Source organism: Pseudomonas sp. D3-27 (genome assembly GCF_051132165.1).
Taxonomy (GTDB): Bacteria; Pseudomonadota; Gammaproteobacteria; order Pseudomonadales; family Pseudomonadaceae; genus Aquipseudomonas.
In genome coordinates this window covers 2,614,863-2,630,846 of record NZ_CP071667.1, presented here as the reverse complement: position 1 = coordinate 2,630,846, position 15,984 = coordinate 2,614,863, and the positions used below count along the sequence as shown (strand labels likewise).

Sequence of the window (15,984 nt, the reverse complement as noted above, 5' to 3'; positions counted from 1 at the left end):
TGCCTTCCCATAGGATGACCCGATGATTCACTTTCCCCATGCCGATGCGCTGTGCGCATGGCCCCAGCCGTATGACGGCGATTCGCTGCCACCGGGGCTGTTCGACAGAGCCATGGCTGAAATAAGCCTGTTCCATAGCCACCACACGCCAGGCTACGAACATTGGCTCAACACCAACGGGCTTCGGGCCGACGACCTGGACCGTTTGACTGACTGGTCGCGCCTGCCGCCCATTTACGCCAGCTATTTCAAGCAGCGACTACTGCTCAGCCCCACCGCCGAAGGTGCATTGGAACTCACGTCCTCGGGCACCAGCGGGCAGAAAAGTCGCATGCGTTACGACGAGCGCAGCATGGCGGCGGCCCAAGGCATGGTGGCAAACATCTTTGAGTATTACGGCTGGTCGACACCCGACTCGCCGTGCAACTACTTGCTCTTCAGCCATGAGCCCGAAGCGGCCAATCGCCTGGGCACGGCCTACACCGACCAGTTCCTGTGCCGCTTCGCACCGGCCAATCGGATCGCCTACGCCTTGCGATGCACGGGAAAAGGCCACGAATTCGACGTCTTCGGCGCCATCGGCACCCTGCAATCTTTCGCCGAAGAGGGCCTGCCGGTGCGCATCTTCGGCTTCCCGGTGCTGCTCTGGCATGTGCTTGAGCGCATGCGTGAAACCGGCATGCAAGACCTGAAGCTCGCCGCCGGTTCGCTGGTCTTCCTGGGCGGCGGCTGGAAGAAACAGGCGGCCGAGGAAATCCCCCGACGTCACGTTTACGAGCGCATCACACAGCAACTCGGCATCGAGGTCCAACGCTGCCGCGACGGCTACGGTGCGGTCGAGCACGCGGTGCCTTACATCGAGTGCGCCCATCATCGGTTCCACGTGCCGGTCTATTCCAAAGTCTTCATACGCCACCCCTCGGACTTCAGTGTCCAGCCGTTCGGCGAACCAGGGTTGTTGTCGTTCGTTTCGCCCTACATCTCGTCAAGCCCCGCGCACGCCGTGGTGATGAGTGATCTGGCGACCCTGCACCCGGCCAACTGCAAGTGCGGCCTTCAAACCCAGTGGTTCGAGCTGCATGGCCGGGCCGGCACCAGTGCCAGCCGAAGCTGCGCCATGGCCGCTGCCGAATTGATCAAGGAAAACTGATATGTACCTCATCAACGGCCAACTGAACGCCGGGCTGGCGCTCGATGCAGCGCTTGAACGCCTCCAAGCGCAACTGCCCGTCTTGCTGGAAACGCCACCTCGCAGCGAGGAGGTTATCGACTGTGCCGAGGCGTTCGCGCAATGGCTGCGTGCGGCAGACCGAAGCCCGCTGCTGGACGAGGACCAGCGCCAGGCCCTGATTGCTTTCTGCGCTCGCAAGTCGTTGAGCTTCAAGCTGGAACGGGAGCTGGGCGTCGATGCACGTTCGCTACGGCGAATCGATTATTGCGACGGGCCCTTCGAGAGTTGGCAGCCCTTGGGCCTGGTGGTTCATGTCACGCCGGGCAACTCGCCGTTGCTGGGGTTTTGCGCGGTGCTGGAAGGCCTACTTGCGGGCAACGTCAATTGGCTGCGCCCCAGCACCCGCGAGGGCGACCTGACGGCGCAACTCCTAGCGGCGTTCCTGGCGTGCGATCCAGGCGGCCGGTTACGTGGTTATCTGGCGGTATTGCCGGTGCCCTCTGAACAAACCGGGCGTCTTTTTGCCGTTGCCAATGGCGTCAGTGCCTGGGGCGGCGAAGCTGCCTTGAAGGCATTGCGCGAGCGCATTCCAACGGGTTGTCGCTGGATCGATTGGGGCCACCGGATCAGCTTCGCCTATATCACGCCTCTGGCCGCCAGCGAGCAGGCCTTGGATGCGCTGGTGGACGAAGTCTGCCGCCTCGACCAGCAGGCCTGCTCCAGCCCGCAATGGCTGCTGGTGGACAGCGATGATCCTGGGCAATTGCAAGCAGTGGGAAGCGCCCTGGCCGCCGCGTTCGAACGCCGGACCGGGCGCTGGCCCACCCTGGAGACCACCGCCGCCGAAGCCAGTGAGATCACCACCCGTACGGCACTGGCCCGCCTGGACTTCAGCTTTGCCAACGAAACCGGCCAGGTCTGGACGGGCAATGGCTGGCGCATTCTCTGGGAGCACCACCGCGAACTGCAACCTTCGCCATTGTTTCGCACGCTCCTGCTACGGCCGATGCCGCAAGTGCTGCTCGCCGAAACCTTGCTGCCATGGCGCAATGTGCTGCAGAGCTGCGCCCTCATCTGCGAGCCGGAACGCGCTCCTGGGCTGGTTCGGCGCCTGATGACCGCTGGGGTTGGCCGGGTGACCTCCACGGGGGAAATCCAGCAAGGTTACGACGGCGAGCCCCACGATGGGGTCTACGGGCTGCAACGATTGAGTCGCCGGGTATCGGTCAGCCTTGATGCAGGCATTGCCAGCCATCGCGTCACGCTGGATGCCGCCGCGAGCCCATTGGCGCTGACCCCTTCGACGCCCATCATGGACAAAGCAGCGTTCGTGGCGCTGCCCCCGGCCCCTCAGGCACAGCTGTTCTTCCGTTCCGGCGGCAGCAGCGGTGCGCCGGTTTTGTCCCCCTATAGCCATCGTGATTTCGACCGCCACATGCGGGCCGCCGCCGATGGGGTGCGCGCCGCGGGGCTCGACCCGACGTACGATCGAGTGGTGAACCTGTTCTATGGCGGCAGCCTGTACGGTGGGTTCCTCAGTTTCACCAAAATCCTCGAACAGATGGATGTCGTGCATTACCCGATGAGTGCGCCGCCGGATGACAACTTTGCAGAGATCGCGCAGTTGATCGTCGAGCATCGAATCAACACGCTCATGGGCATGCCCAGCACGTTGCATCGTCTGTTCTCAAGCCAGCAATCAGTCCTTCAAGGCTACGGCGGTGTGCGCAAGATCATGCTTGGTGGCGAACACCTGGGGCAGGACTGTCGTCTCCTGTTCGAGCAATGCGGCGTCACCTGCGTTCGCTCGGCAATCTACGGCAGCGTCGATGCGGGCCCCCTCGGGCATGCCTGCATAGCCAGCGGCGACGGTGTGTTTCATCTGATGGAGGATATCCAATCCTTGGAAATCGTTGACCTGGAACGGGATATGCCGGTCGGCCCTGATGGTATCGGGCGCTTGCTGTTCACCTCCCGCGTACGCCAGGCGCGCCCGCTCCAGCGATACGAAGTCGGCGACCTAGGGCGCTGGCTACCCGGCCCATGCGCGTGTGGCCTGGAGTCGCCCAGATTCGAGCTGCGCGAGCGCCACGGCCAACTGGTGCGCATCGCCACGGAGTTCATCAATACCCGGGACCTGTCCGAGCACGCGCAGACGGCCATCCAGATCGTTCTGAGCCATGCGGGCTGTGGCGGTGAGCGTTTGCTGATTCGTACCGATGGCGACGCCGAAACGGTACGGCGCCAGGTGCTGGGCCTCGCAGCGCTGCGCACGTCGGTCAACGCCGGGTTGGTGGTTCTGGACGTCGAGCACCGCCCGGTTGAGCGGTTCGAACATAACAAGCACAGCGGCAAAGTCCCGCTGGTGATCGATTGCAGGTTAGCCGGCCGTTGATTTCGCCCGGTACCCGATAAGCCGACCCATAGCCTTGAGAATATTCCGATGAGCGCCCCATTAACCTACGACCAATGGCTCAACCATATCCGCACGCATTCGATGTTCTATCGCACGCAGCTGAGCCATCTACCCGTCCATGGCTGCGAGTTCCACCAGTTGCCGATCGTCAATCTCAGCGAGTATTGGAAAGGCAGCCACGACCTGGACCATTGGCCGGTGTTGACCAGCCGCGTTAAGGACGCACTGGTCTTCAAGACCGGCGGTACGACCAGCGAAGGCAAGTTATCGGTGTATACCCACGCAGAATGGCAACTGATGCTCGATTGCTTCGGGCGCAGCTTGACAGCCCAATTGGCTGCGGGAGATCGCATTGCCAATCTGTTTTTCTCGGGGGATCTCTACGCCAGTTTCCTGTTCATCCACGGCGCCCTGTGCAGCGTCGATGTTGCGATTACCGAGTTTCCCTTCTCCGGCTCGGTGGAACTCGATGTGTTGGCCGACGCCATTGCTGGACACCGCATCAACGTACTCGTGGGCGTGCCTGCGCACTTGCTGGCCTTCGCCAGCCATGTCATTGGCAAAGGGCGCAGACTGCCACAGATCACCACCGTGCTCTTTGGTGGGGAAAACCTGTTCGAAAGCCAGATGCCGACATTGAAGCGCGCCTTCCCGGGCGCGCGTTTCGCGTCCATCGGATACGCCAGCGTGGATGCCGGACTGGTAGGTGCGAGCACGCCTGATTGCGGCTTGGGCGAGCACCGGGTATTCGATCAGCACACGCGGGTGGAAATCGTCGACGACCTGAGCGGGGAAGCGATCGAGGCCATTGGCCAAGCCGGAAACCTGGTGGTGACGAATTTCAACCGGACCCTCATGCCCATTGTCCGATACCCGGTGGGAGACCGCGCCAGTTGGTGCGAGCCGGCAGGCACGCCGGGGCGCAAATTCGCCCTTCGAGGACGCAGCGCAGAGAGCCGGCGCGTGCGTGTTGGCGTGTTGTCGCTGTTTCCCGAAGAAATAAGCGACATCGCGCGGCGCGTGGCCGGCAGTGTGCAGTGGCAACTGATCATCGAGCACAGCCAGGGCAATGACTGCGTGTTGCTCAAGTGGCTGCCGGAAAAAGCCGAGGATGCAGGCCCAACGCGATCCCATGCGCTTAAAGCGGCCTTGATCGAGCAATATCCAGGCCTCGATCGACTTCATGTGGATACCCAGGCCTGTACCGCACAGGACCTGGAGCGCCACCCCCGTTCCGGCAAGCACCTGTCGATCATCGATCGTCGGGTATACGGTTCGCGGGCAGCGGAGGATGCCGGATGAGCCTTCTGGTATTCAGGCCGTTCCAAGCCACCGACAGCGCCGGTACGTGCGAGCTGTTTCGTCGGGTGTACGGCGATCACTACGTCTCCCCTGACGTCTACATGCCGCAAATGATCTGCCAGCACAATCTCAAGGGGCGCTGGCATTCGCAGGTGGCGGTGGTCGACGGGCGCGTGGTCGGTCATGCCGCGTTGTGCCGCCAGGGACACGCCACTCAAGATGCCGAGCTGGCGCTGGTTGCGGTGGACCCCGAGTTGCAGGGCAGGCAGATCGCCTCGCGGCTGGGGCAACAATTACTGGACGGTTGCCGGCAGCTCGGGCTCGCCAGGCTATCGATCAAGCAGGTCACCAGCCATCCCTACAGCCAACGGCTGTCCCAACGACTGGGTTTTCATGACGTCGGCCTGCTACCCGACTTCGTGCCCTCTCCGTTCGCCACGGACCAGGCCGAAACCATCGTGATCGGCTGCCAAGTGATCGGCGACCACCCTCGACCGCTGCCACGTCTTCAATGGCCCGCGCCCCACCAATGGCTGATGGGCGCTTTGGAAACGCGTTTCGGGACCACCCTTGTGGATAGGCCGCAGCGCATTCATCCGTTGCGGCTTAGCCATTTACCCGGCCGGATCGAGATCGTGGCGGATCGGGTGGATACATGCCTCGTCGGGCAGCTTCGGCGCTTGCCCGCCCATTGGCCGCTTTCGGTCCGAATCGGCCTCGGTCGACACTTTTGCGCCGACCACCAGCTGCTGCTGGCTGCGGGTTTTTTCTTCACTGGGATGATGCCCACGGACGCCGGGCAAGGTTGGCAGGCGCTGTTCCACCGAGTTGCACATCCGCGCAGGCTCAGCCTGCACTCGGCCCCCATGCAACGCCTTCACGATGAATTGCAGGCTCACGCTCAAACCTGGAAAAACGCCCAGGCCCATTCCGCCGCCTGACGGCTGGTCAGGCCCCACACTCAAGCTCCTGGCAGAGAAGCCGACATATATTGGAACGTTCATCCCATTTGTTTCCGAAAGTCGCCCCGTGCAAGGAACACCCACATGCCCTCATTGCGCACCATTCAGGCCCGCTACACGTTGTTTTTGGTTCTGTTCATTCTGGTGTTATCCATCCTGACGGTCGTCGGCATCAGTTACCTCGTCGCACCCAAGCTGCGCCACACCGAGGAACAAGTGGCGCTGAACCGCATTGCCGAGGTCGCCGAGCAGATCCAGGGCGAACTGAACAAGGTCCAGGCCCAGCAACGCAGCATTACCCAGACCATCCCCTTGCTCGACAGCGATGCCATCGACAAGGTACTGCCAGGCCTGGTGGACCAGTACGGTGAGCTGAAAGTGTTCGGCGGCGGGATCTGGCCTTTGCCCAACCAGCGCGCCGAAGGTCGCAGCAAATTCAGCACGTTCTGGCACCGCGACGCTTCCGGCAAGCTGATCGTCAACACCTTCTGGAACAGCGATGCTGCGCCGAACTACTACGAGCAACCCTGGCACAAGGGCGGCATGGCCACTCCCCCTGGCAAATGCGCCTGGGCGGCAGCCTACAAGGACGACGCGAGCGCCGAACCCCGGACCAACTGCGCCATGGCCATCCAGAAGAATGGCGCGCCGTATGGCGTCTCCACCATCGACGTGACCCTCGGCTTTTTCAACGAGCTGATCGCACGCAAGGAAGCAGAACTGAACGCCGAGATGCTGATCGTGGAAAGCGACGGCAAGATCATCAGCAACAGCTCGCGGATCAGCGGCCCGATCGTGCTCAAGAACATCAGCGAACTGGCGGCTGGCTCGCCATTTGCCGCCCAGGTCAAGGCTGGCCTGGCCAACCGTGACCAACCGCAGCGCGTCGAATTCGACAACAACGGTGAAGCCAGCACGTTCTTCATGCGGCCTATCGAAGGCTCGCCCTGGTTCCTCGCCACTGCCCTGCCGACCCGCCTGATCACAGCCCAACGTGATGACGTATTGAACACGCTGAGTCTGTTGCAGATACCCATGGTGATCCTGTTGGTGCTGATGCAGCTGTATGCGATCCGCCAATTGACCAACCGCATGAAAGTGCTCAAGGGCAACATCGATGCGCTGTCCACGGGCGACGCCGACCTGACCCGCCGCATCACCATCCGCGCCGAAGACGAACTGGGCGCCATCGGTCATTCGGTCAACCGCTTTATCGCGTACCTGCAAGACATGATCGGCGAAGTCACCCAGGCCACCGGCGCCATGGCATCTAGCCTGGACAAGCTGCAGCAGACTTCGGCCCACACCAGTGAAATCCTGATGCGCCATGCCTCGGAGACCGACCAGACGGTAACGGCCATCACCGAAATGAGTTCCACGGCCGAAAGCGTGGCGCAGAATGCCGCCGAGACGGCCGCCTTCACCCAGCGGGCCAATGAACATGCCGATCGCTCCCGCGTCGTTGTCGGCGAGGCATCGAACAGTGTCGTCGCGTTGATCGAGGAAGTGGCCAGCGCCACTCACAAGGTCGAGAGCATGCAGCAGGATGCGCAGCGCATCACCGAGATCCTCGGGGTGATCGGGGCCATCGCCGGGCAGACCAACCTGCTGGCGCTCAACGCCGCCATCGAAGCCGCCCGGGCTGGCGAGCAAGGCCGTGGCTTCGCGGTGGTCGCCGACGAAGTCCGCGCCCTCGCCGCCCGCACCCAGGCCAGCACTTCGGAGATCAACGAAATGCTGACGCGCCTGACCCAAGGCGTGAGCTCGTCGGTCGCGGCCATGGAAAACACCCAGACCAGTTGCCAATCGGCTGCCGACGCCACCTCCCGAGTGAACTCGGGCCTGGACGAAATGGCCGGCTCCGTCAGCCAGATCAACAGCCTCAGCACCCAGATCGCCACCGCCGCAGAGCAGCAAAGTGCAGTGACCGAAGAGATCAACCGGAGCATGGTGCAGATCCGGCACATGGTCGAAGAGCTGGTGGAAAGCGGCCTGGCCAGCGAGAACAACACCCGTCAGTTGCTGGAAGCCAACAGCCGGGTGAATGCGATCATGGGGCGGTTCAAGGTTCGCTGAAACATCGCCTGAGTAAAAGGGGGCCTCCTGTCAGGGTTGATAGCAGGCCCCCTTTCAGTTCAACGTTAAAGGGCATTGCGCCTGCCGCTGTGGCGATTGAAAGCGGCCTCTCCAAGCCCATCTACGAAGGCGAAGGTGGCGCTTGGACACAGCCCAGCGAGCCCCGACCGGGTTAACTTCCAGATGGCTCAGGTGGCTCGGGGGGCTCACCCAACTCAGTTCGCTCTGAAAGCAACAATGTGCCTTGGTTATAAGGCACCCGACAATAAGCACCTAAGTAACTTTCAATGGTCGATGTAGATTTGGTGCCTTGATAGATGTTTGCAAAACATGGCCATAATGGATTACCGCTATCATAGCGGCCGGTCCAGTTGTTGTAGTTCCAGCCTAGGTCCCGCTCATAATAAGTGCGGATTGCCTGCATAGTGCCGCCATCGGGATAGGGATTTTGGTTAAAAGAACTTTGCGCGCCCTGACCGTTTGCCCAGCCCTGCGCCTGGCCGCCTCGAATGGAGCGTGTCGATCTTAGTGTCCAAGCATTTGAGCGGCTCACTGTATATGACGCAGTTTGCCCGTAGGCGTCGGTTATTGTAATGGTCGCCTCGCCGTTTCCTCCACCGACCACGACCCCCTGATCATTCACAGTGGCAACACCGGTATTTGACGTGCTGTATGCATACGGAGGATTTCCACGCGAGGGGGTGCGAGTAACCGTTGTGCCCGCCGGCATCGGTGTGCTGTTTCGTGCTCCGTTGTAGTACAGGAAGAAGCCATCAAGATTGGCGATGCGGTTATCTATCACCAAGGGTTCTATCACCCTAAGACGACGAACAGCCGACGTCGGACGATCACCGTAAAGGCCTGTGGCCTTGAAGTTATGTTCACCGACCGCCACCGTAATTGCCGTGCTGGTCCAGTTACCAGCGACAGCCATAAATTCTCCTATGGACGTGTTTCCGTCGAACAGTTCAATCTTTTGCCCTACCGAGGCGGCACCGTTCAATATCACGCTGGTCTCCACCGTGTTGCTGTTGTCCGGAATCTCAGCGTTGCTCGGCTGGCCCCTCACAGAGGTGATCGTGGGCGTCACCATCACAATTGATTTGACGGTGTAAGTACGCTGCGGAAACGTTATTGCATTGGCCTCGTCGATGGTCTTGCTGAAATCCGCCTTGAACTCCACGGTCAGCGTGCTGCCGTCTTTCAGGTCCTTCAGGTAGTTGTAAGAGTTGCCCAAGGGGCCTGGCTAATAGAAACCGTTGTTGACCCAACCTTGATTGACCCTAGGCCCTTTAGTTGGCGGCTTTGGCACCCAGATATCGAGGTTGTAAGGCGTGGTGTTATCGGCCTTCGTGCCCTTGAAACGCAGCCACACGTCCTGGTCAACGGCAATCAGGGGCCAGGTACCGAACCAGCAGGTGACATTCGCACTGATGGAAGCCAGGTTCAGTTCGCTGCCCTCGCCATTATTGGCGGCTTCCAGGATCCTTGGCTTGCCGAGTTCAAGATCACCTGGAGCCAGGGGTTGTATCGCCAAGGCAAAGGGCGGTGACGCCACAGGGGCTTCGCTGCCTCGAATCACCGCATAGGACACCGTCACCGACCTGCCCAGGTTAAACGCGACCACACTGTTGGGAATCGGGATTTCCAACCCCGCACTGACCAACGATTCGCCTGAGGTGTGTGAGCCGCCGGCTGGGGTTCCCGGTGCGCCCGTCCAGGTCACCGTCAGTTTGTCCGTGGGCAGCAACTCGGCGTTGACCGGCACGACGATGGTCAGGGTGTCCTTGGCGTTGACCGGGTTCAAGGACGCGCCGCTGGCCTCTTTCACCGAAGGCGGTGCCAAGGTCAACTGCCGGTCCAGGTGGACATCAATATATTTGTCAGACGACAGGTTGGAGTTACCCAGTTGATCGGTCACCTTGAACTGGACCGCAGTAAAGGCGCCGTCTCCCACGTCTCTGAAGGTGTCGGTGAACAGCGTATATTCCGCCGGAGCCGGAGCACTCGGCACATCGTAAGGTTTAGCCACCGCGCCTATCCGAAACTCGATGCGATCGAAATCTCGCCGGTTGCCATAAGTAAAACCAAACTTCACCCCTTGCGCCGCCCTGTCAGCGCTGACCCCATCGCTGATCACGTCGGGCGGGATCACCAGATCCATGTTCTGGGGGGCGGGTTCACCGGGCGCCCTAAGGTGATAGAGCACGTCCAAAGAGATCGAGTCGTCGAAATTCCCGCTCAGGCGCGTCACTCTGTAGTGCAGGGCGTTGACCCCGTCTCTTAACTCCCCATGGGGAAGGTACAGGACGATGAACTTAGCTTCATCTCCCGGCTGAACGGTGTGCCCTGCCCCGGTGCTCCGTATTCCATTGACGTACAAGTCGACGTGATCAAACGCCGCCATTATCCAAGGGCCGCTTTTGAGATCGGTCAATGGATTGATCACGCATTGCAGTCCCTGAAGCCGGTCGTCATAGATGCTTTTAGGAATGCCGCCGTGCGCGATATTTGGCGGCTGTAAAAATGTCACCCACCCAGGAATATGCACTGGATACAGTTCGAAGGGATGGCTCAAGGCTGAAGCTGGGATATCCATGATTTTTACCTGGCAGATGGTTGGCCTTTCGGCATGAGCCATCACACATCAGGCAAGCAACATTGGCTACTGTCAGAACCTACAGGTATGCGCCAAATCTGGACGAGCGGCAGGGCTTACAGAACCGCGAACGAATGTGATCGCCATGTTCCCCGGGGCCGCTGCCAACTGATAGTTCCGTCATCCGCCCTTCAGCCTGCTGTCAGGCCACCGCCGCTACTCTGTTATCCTTCCATCCAAAGCCGTTCGCCAAGAGACCTGACCCATGGCCAATCCCCTGCACCTGCTCGCACTGAGCGCCGTTTTCACCTCTGCCCTGGCCCAGGCTGCCGAGCCGGTCACCATCGATGTACACCGCGACGCCAATTGCGGCTGTTGCAAGAAATGGATCTCCCATCTGCAAGCCAACGGTCTTAAGGTCAATGACCATGTCGAAGCCGACATGAGTTCGGTCAAGCAGCGCCTGGGCGTCGCGCCCAACCTGCGTTCCTGTCACACCGCCGAGATCAACGGCAAATTCGTCGAGGGTCATGTCCCTGCCGAGCAGGTGCTGGCGTTAAGCAAACGCGACGATTTGCTCGGCATTGCCGCGCCAGGCATGCCGATGGGCTCGCCGGGCATGGAAATGGACGGCATGAGTGATGCCTACCAAGTGATCGGGCAGAAAAAGGACGGCTCCCAAACCGTCGTGGCGGACTATCCAGCCCACTGATGCCCGAGGCATATGTCGGGCTGTTCCTGGCGGCATTTGGCGCGGCGACCCTGTTGCCGCTGCAATCGGAAGCGCTGCTGATCGGCCTGGTACTCAGCGAGCGCCATGCGGTCTGGCTGTTGCTGGGGGTCGCCACCTTGGGCAATGTGTTGGGCTCACTGGTGAACTGGTGGCTAGGGACCCGCGTTGAGCAGTTCAAGGACCGCCGTTGGTTCCCTGTCAGCCCGTCTCACCTGGACAAGGCCCGCCAGCATTACAAGCGCTATGGCTATTGGTCGCTGCTGCTGAGCTGGGTGCCCATCATTGGCGATCCCCTGACGCTGGTGGCGGGCGTGATGGGTGAACCGTGGCGACGCTTTCTGTTGATGGTCACCCTCGCCAAAGGCCTGCGTTATGGCGTACTCGTGCTCGCAACCCTAGGCTGGATGGGTTGAACGTTCCCACGGTTCGGTTGCCTGTGATTAATGTCGCCATAATCCAACCGTTCCAGGATCGGTCGGTTGCCTAAAGGAGTTTGACAATGCCGCGTTTGACTACCCGCTGGAAGTCCAGCCTGTTCTTGCTCGCTGCCCTACCGCTGTTCGCCCAGGCCGAGAACCCGCCCGAAGGTCCGGCCTATGGCCCTCAGCTCGAAGGCTTCAAATACCCCTACACCCTCAAGCACTTTTCCTTGCAGTCCCAGGGCAAAGCATTGCAGATGGGCTACATGGACGTGCCCGCCCAAGGCAAGGCCAACGGTCGCAGTGTCGTGCTGATGCACGGCAAGAATTTCTGCGCCGCGACCTGGGGCGACTCGATCAAGACCCTCAGCGAGGCTGGCTACCGGGTCATCGCGCCGGACCAGATCGGCTTCTGCACCTCGAGCAAGCCAGACCACTACCAGTACAGCTTTCACCAACTGGCGAACAACACCAACGCGCTGCTCAAGACCCTGGGTGTGCAGAAAGCCATCGTGCTGGGCCACTCCACCGGTGGCATGCTTGCCACCCGCTATGCGCTGCAATTTCCCGATCAGGTCGAACGCCTGGCGATGGTCAATCCCATCGGGCTCGAAGACTGGAAGGCCCTCGGCGTTCCCTACCGCAGCGTGGACCAATGGTATGAACGCGAGCTGAAACTCAGCGCCGACGGCATCCGTACCTACGAGCGCAATACATACTATGGCGGTCGCTGGAAGCCGGAGTACGAGCGTTGGGTGGACATGCTGGCCGGATTGAACAAAGGCCCGGGACATAAGCAGGTGGCATGGAATTCAGCACTGATCTACGACATGATCTTCACCCAGCCGGTCTACTACGAGTTCAAGGACCTGAAGGCGCCGACTCTGCTGCTGATCGGCACGTCCGACACCACCGCCATTGGCAGCGACATCGCTGCGCCGGCAGTGAAGGCCAGGTTGGGCAAATATGACGTGCTGGGCAAGCAGGTCGCCCAGCTGATTCCTCGATCGACACTGGTGGAATTCCCCAATCTGGGTCACGCGCCGCAGATGGAGGAACCAGACCGGTTCCACAAAGCCCTGCTGGGCTGGCTGGACAAACCCATTCTCTGACGAGGTATTCCATGGCGGTGCAGATTGCAGTCATCGATGATTGGCAGGACGTGGCAAGGGATGTGGTGGATTGGTCCGCACTGGAGAGCGTCGGCCAGGTGACGTTCCTGCATGACTATCCCTCCGACCACGACACCCTGGCCGCGCGCCTGCAAGGCTTCGATGTCATCTGCGTGATGCGCGAACGGACGCGTTTCGATGAAGCGCTGCTGCGCCGCTTGCCCAAGCTCAAGCTATTGCTGACCGGCGGCATGCGCAATGCCGCCCTCGACCTCAAGGCTGCCGCCGCGCTGGGTATCCAGGTGTGTGGCACCGACAGCTACAAGCACGCCGCGCCCGAACTGACCTGGGCACTGATCATGGCGCTGACGCGCAACCTCGTCGCAGAAGCCAATGCGTTGCGTGCCGGGCTTTGGCAACAGGGCCTGGGCGGCGACTTGCACGGCAAGACCCTGGCAATCCTCGGCCTGGGCAGCATCGGCACGCGCGTGGCGCAGTTCGGCCAAGTGTTCGGCATGCGAGTGATCGCCTGGAGCGAGAACTTGACGGCCGAACGGGCAACCGATGCCGGCGTCACCTATGTAAGCAAGCAAGCGCTGTTCGAGCAGGCCGATATTCTCTCGATCCACCTGGTGCTCGGCGACCGCACCCGGGGCCTGGTCGATGCCCGGGCGCTGGGCTGGATGAAGCCTGGTGCGCTGCTGATCAATACTGCCCGCGGGCCGATCGTGGACGAGGCTGCCTTGATCGATGCGCTGCAGCACAAACGCCTGGCTGGGGCGGGCCTGGATGTATTCGCCCAGGAACCGTTGCCGCCCGACCACCCGTTCCGGACGCTGGACAACGTACTGGCAACACCTCACGTGGGTTACGTGAGCCGCCAGAATTACCAGCAATTCTACGGCCAGATGATTGAAGACTTGCAGGCCTGGGCGGCAGGCAAGCCGATTCGGGTGTTGAAGCCGATAGCCTGAGTTTGCCCGTCCCTGTGGGAGCGAGCCGTTTCCGGGCGGCGTGCCGACGAAGACGGTGTGTCAGTTAGAGGAGATGTCGTCTGACCTGGGGCTTTCGCGAGCAGGCTCGCTCCCACCCAGCTCCCACCATGAAGCATCTGCACCCTGCTTGAAAGCCATCAAAACGCCTCCATCCTGCCCGCCCCTTTATGGTGCGATGCGCTGTTGAACCGCGCACGCGATTGAACCAGCGCCTTTCCCTACAACACGAATGTTTCAAAGAGGCTGCATTTCGTCGGCTCGTATTCCACTTCGTCGTGTAAGACATTGCCGACAATAAATGTGATTGTCCGACAATTCGACGAAGCGAACCGCACCGCTCTAGCTTCTGACCTAGACTGCCGGTCCGGGCGCAAAACCGACCGGTCATCAGGACGAAAAAAAGTCGAAACTTTTCACAACGGCGAAAGGTCAGGTTAGAGGAAGGGCAACAACGGCTGGAGCATTCCTTGCAACGGCCCCCTCACCTGATTCGCTTCGCCGCATTGGGCAGCGCTTTGCTCTCCTTGCGTAGCGCTCGTGCGCCTGGCCGCAGGATTCGGCCAATGTAACAACAGCTCTGGCGCTTGCCGGAAACAGATCGAGAACATAGGAGTTATTTATGATCAGTGCTGCCTTGGAACCACAGCAAGTCCGCTCTCAACTACCGCCGGCGGCAGAATCGCCGACGGCACCGGTGCTGGCCACCGGAGGCAAGGCACTGCTCCCTGTCGTTCGACAGAATCCAAATCGCAAGAAAATTCTGTTCGTGACGTCCGAAATCGCCGACCTGGTAAAGACCGGCGGGCTGGGTGACGTTTCTTCCGCCCTGCCCCGGGCGATGGCCGGGCTGCACGATGTGCGGATACTGATCCCTGGGTACCCGCAAGTCATGAACAGCGGCAATCCTATCCATATCATCGGCGAACTGGGCGGCCATGCCGCACTTCCGCCCTGCAAGATCGGCCGCATGGACATGGCCGACGGTCTGGTGATCTACGTACTGATCTGTCCCGAACTCTATGCCCGTGAAGGTTCTCCCTACGGCGCCAACAATGGCCGCGACTGGCCCGACAACCACATCCGCTTTGCCCGCCTGGGCCTCGCCGCGGCAGACATCGCCGCCAACCTGGCGCAAATCCACTGGTGCCCCGACCTGGTCCACGCACACGACTGGCCAGCCGGGCTGGCGCCTGCCTATATGCACTGGCGCGGTCAACGCACCCCCACCCTGTTCACCATCCACAACCTGGCGTATCAGGGCGTGGTCAGCCTCGCGTCCTGCCCTGAGTTGGGTATTCCCGAGCACGCGCTGCAACAGGAAGGCATGGAGTTCTACGGCAAGCTGTCGTTCCTGAAGGCCGGCATGGCCTATTCCAGCCACATCACCACCGTGAGCGCCACCTACGCCCAGGAGATCACCACACCGGCGTTCGGCTGTGGACTCGATGGGTTCCTCGCCTCCAAGACTCAACAAGGCTTGCTCAGTGGCATCCCCAACGGCATCGATGAAAGCTGGGACTCGGCCACCGATACCCACCTGCAGCGCCAGTTTTCCATAGGCGACTGGGATGGCAAGGCAGCCAACGCCGCGCATGTACGCGACCTGTTCGGCCTGGATGATTCCACCGGCCCACTGTTCGCCGTGGTATCGCGTCTGGTGTATCAGAAAGGCCTGGACCTGACCGAAGCCGTTTCCGAATTCATCGTCGAGTCCGGCGGGCAGATCGCGATCATCGGCCGCGGCGAGCCGGAAGAAGAACAAGCCATGCGTGAACTGGCCCTGCGCTTCCCAGGCCGGATCGGCGTGCGCATCGGCTTCAACGAAACCGACGCTCGGCGGATGTTCGCCGGCAGCGACTTCCTGTTGATGCCGTCCCGCTACGAGCCCTGCGGCTTGAGCCAGATGTATGCGCAACGCTTTGGATCGCTGCCCGTAGCCCGGAATACCGGCGGGCTTGCCGACACGATCGAGGACGGAGTCACCGGGTTCTTGTTCAACGAATCCACCGTCGACAGTTACAAAGAGGCGCTGACCCGTGCGTTCAAGGTGTACGAGTTCCCCGAACTGCTTAATGCGATGCGCTGCCGGGCGATGTCCGCGCCGTTCAACTGGAGCAAGGCTGTGGAACCCTACGCCGAACTTTACGAACAACTGGTCGCTAAATCATTAGGAAAATCTGCCAGACAATGAGGTAACCG

11 protein-coding genes and 2 pseudogenes are annotated in these 15,984 nt (G+C 61.0%); 11 read left to right on the top strand and 2 right to left on the bottom strand.

Going from position 1 to position 15,984, the window contains the following annotated elements; all coding sequences use genetic code 11:
• Positions 1-22 precede the first annotated feature (22 nt).
• From J3P92_RS12125 to J3P92_RS12100, 6 genes and pseudogenes are all read left to right on the top strand, one after another.
• A complete protein-coding gene (locus J3P92_RS12125) occupies positions 23-1,150 on the top strand; it encodes an acyl-protein synthase (protein ID WP_434650928.1) in 1,128 nt (375 codons plus the stop codon).
• A 1-nt stretch (position 1,151) separates the two neighbouring features.
• The gene (locus J3P92_RS12120) at positions 1,152-3,566 is read left to right on the top strand and encodes an acyl-CoA reductase (RefSeq protein ID WP_434650926.1); all 2,415 of its coding nucleotides are present in this window, start codon (positions 1,152-1,154) and stop codon (positions 3,564-3,566) included.
• Between the two features lie 48 nt (positions 3,567-3,614).
• Positions 3,615-4,889, top strand: coding sequence for a phenylacetate--CoA ligase family protein (locus J3P92_RS12115; protein ID WP_434650924.1), 1,275 nt, complete (start codon positions 3,615-3,617; stop codon positions 4,887-4,889).
• Positions 4,886-5,830, top strand: coding sequence for a GNAT family N-acetyltransferase (locus J3P92_RS12110; RefSeq protein ID WP_434650922.1), 945 nt, complete (start codon positions 4,886-4,888; stop codon positions 5,828-5,830). The genes J3P92_RS12115 and J3P92_RS12110 overlap by 4 nt, the downstream gene beginning before the upstream one ends.
• A gap of 105 nt (positions 5,831-5,935) precedes the next feature.
• A pseudogene (locus J3P92_RS12105) lies at positions 5,936-7,021 on the top strand (cache domain-containing protein); the annotation flags it as partial.
• 378 nt (positions 7,022-7,399) lie between these two features.
• Positions 7,400-7,927, top strand: a pseudogene (locus J3P92_RS12100) (methyl-accepting chemotaxis protein); the annotation flags it as partial.
• Between the two features lie 172 nt (positions 7,928-8,099).
• On the opposite strand, the gene J3P92_RS12095 reads toward J3P92_RS12100, so the two are convergent.
• Positions 8,100-9,164, bottom strand: coding sequence for a hypothetical protein (locus J3P92_RS12095; RefSeq protein ID WP_434650921.1), 1,065 nt, complete (start codon positions 9,162-9,164; stop codon positions 8,100-8,102).
• 9 nt (positions 9,165-9,173) lie between these two features.
• Positions 9,174-10,526: a hypothetical protein gene (locus tag J3P92_RS12090; RefSeq protein WP_434650919.1), complete on the bottom strand. Its 1,353-nt coding sequence runs from the start codon at positions 10,524-10,526 to the stop codon at positions 9,174-9,176.
• Between the two features lie 265 nt (positions 10,527-10,791).
• Here J3P92_RS12090 and J3P92_RS12085 point away from each other — a divergent pair, with 265 nt between their 5' ends.
• The 5 genes from J3P92_RS12085 (at position 10,792) to glgA (ending at position 15,976) form a co-directional block, all read left to right on the top strand.
• Positions 10,792-11,238 carry a DUF411 domain-containing protein gene (locus J3P92_RS12085; RefSeq protein WP_434650917.1) on the top strand — a complete coding sequence of 149 codons (447 nt, stop codon included), beginning with the start codon at positions 10,792-10,794 and terminating at the stop codon, positions 11,236-11,238.
• Entirely contained in the window at positions 11,238-11,672 is a 435-nt protein-coding gene (locus J3P92_RS12080; protein ID WP_434650915.1) for a YqaA family protein, read from the top strand. The genes J3P92_RS12085 and J3P92_RS12080 overlap by 1 nt, the downstream gene beginning before the upstream one ends.
• Positions 11,673-11,758: 86 nt before the next feature.
• The gene (locus tag J3P92_RS12075) at positions 11,759-12,790 is read left to right on the top strand and encodes an alpha/beta fold hydrolase (RefSeq protein ID WP_434650913.1); all 1,032 of its coding nucleotides are present in this window, start codon (positions 11,759-11,761) and stop codon (positions 12,788-12,790) included.
• 11 nt (positions 12,791-12,801) lie between these two features.
• On the top strand, positions 12,802-13,764 hold the full coding sequence (locus J3P92_RS12070; RefSeq protein ID WP_434650911.1) for a D-2-hydroxyacid dehydrogenase family protein: 963 nt from the start codon (positions 12,802-12,804) through the stop codon (positions 13,762-13,764).
• 640 nt (positions 13,765-14,404) lie between these two features.
• Positions 14,405-15,976: a glycogen synthase GlgA gene (gene glgA / locus J3P92_RS12065; protein WP_420766807.1), complete on the top strand. Its 1,572-nt coding sequence runs from the start codon at positions 14,405-14,407 to the stop codon at positions 15,974-15,976.
• Positions 15,977-15,984: the final 8 nt, after the last annotated feature.

Excerpts from the sequence above, each read along its gene's own strand:
- J3P92_RS12110 (WP_434650922.1), top strand. The coding sequence starts at position 4,886 with ATGAGCCTTCTGGTATTCAGGCCGTTCCAAGCCACCGACAGCGCCGGT.
- J3P92_RS12115 (WP_434650924.1), top strand. The coding sequence starts at position 3,615 with ATGAGCGCCCCATTAACCTACGACCAATGGCTCAACCATATCCGCACG.
- J3P92_RS12125 (WP_434650928.1), top strand. The coding sequence starts at position 23 with ATGATTCACTTTCCCCATGCCGATGCGCTGTGCGCATGGCCCCAGCCG.
- J3P92_RS12090 (WP_434650919.1), bottom strand. The coding sequence starts at position 10,526 with ATGGATATCCCAGCTTCAGCCTTGAGCCATCCCTTCGAACTGTATCCA.
- J3P92_RS12070 (WP_434650911.1), top strand. The coding sequence starts at position 12,802 with ATGGCGGTGCAGATTGCAGTCATCGATGATTGGCAGGACGTGGCAAGG.
- J3P92_RS12075 (WP_434650913.1), top strand. The coding sequence starts at position 11,759 with ATGCCGCGTTTGACTACCCGCTGGAAGTCCAGCCTGTTCTTGCTCGCT.
- glgA (WP_420766807.1), top strand. The coding sequence starts at position 14,405 with ATGATCAGTGCTGCCTTGGAACCACAGCAAGTCCGCTCTCAACTACCG.
- J3P92_RS12120 (WP_434650926.1), top strand. The coding sequence starts at position 1,152 with ATGTACCTCATCAACGGCCAACTGAACGCCGGGCTGGCGCTCGATGCA.
- J3P92_RS12080 (WP_434650915.1), top strand. The coding sequence starts at position 11,238 with ATGCCCGAGGCATATGTCGGGCTGTTCCTGGCGGCATTTGGCGCGGCG.
- J3P92_RS12085 (WP_434650917.1), top strand. The coding sequence starts at position 10,792 with ATGGCCAATCCCCTGCACCTGCTCGCACTGAGCGCCGTTTTCACCTCT.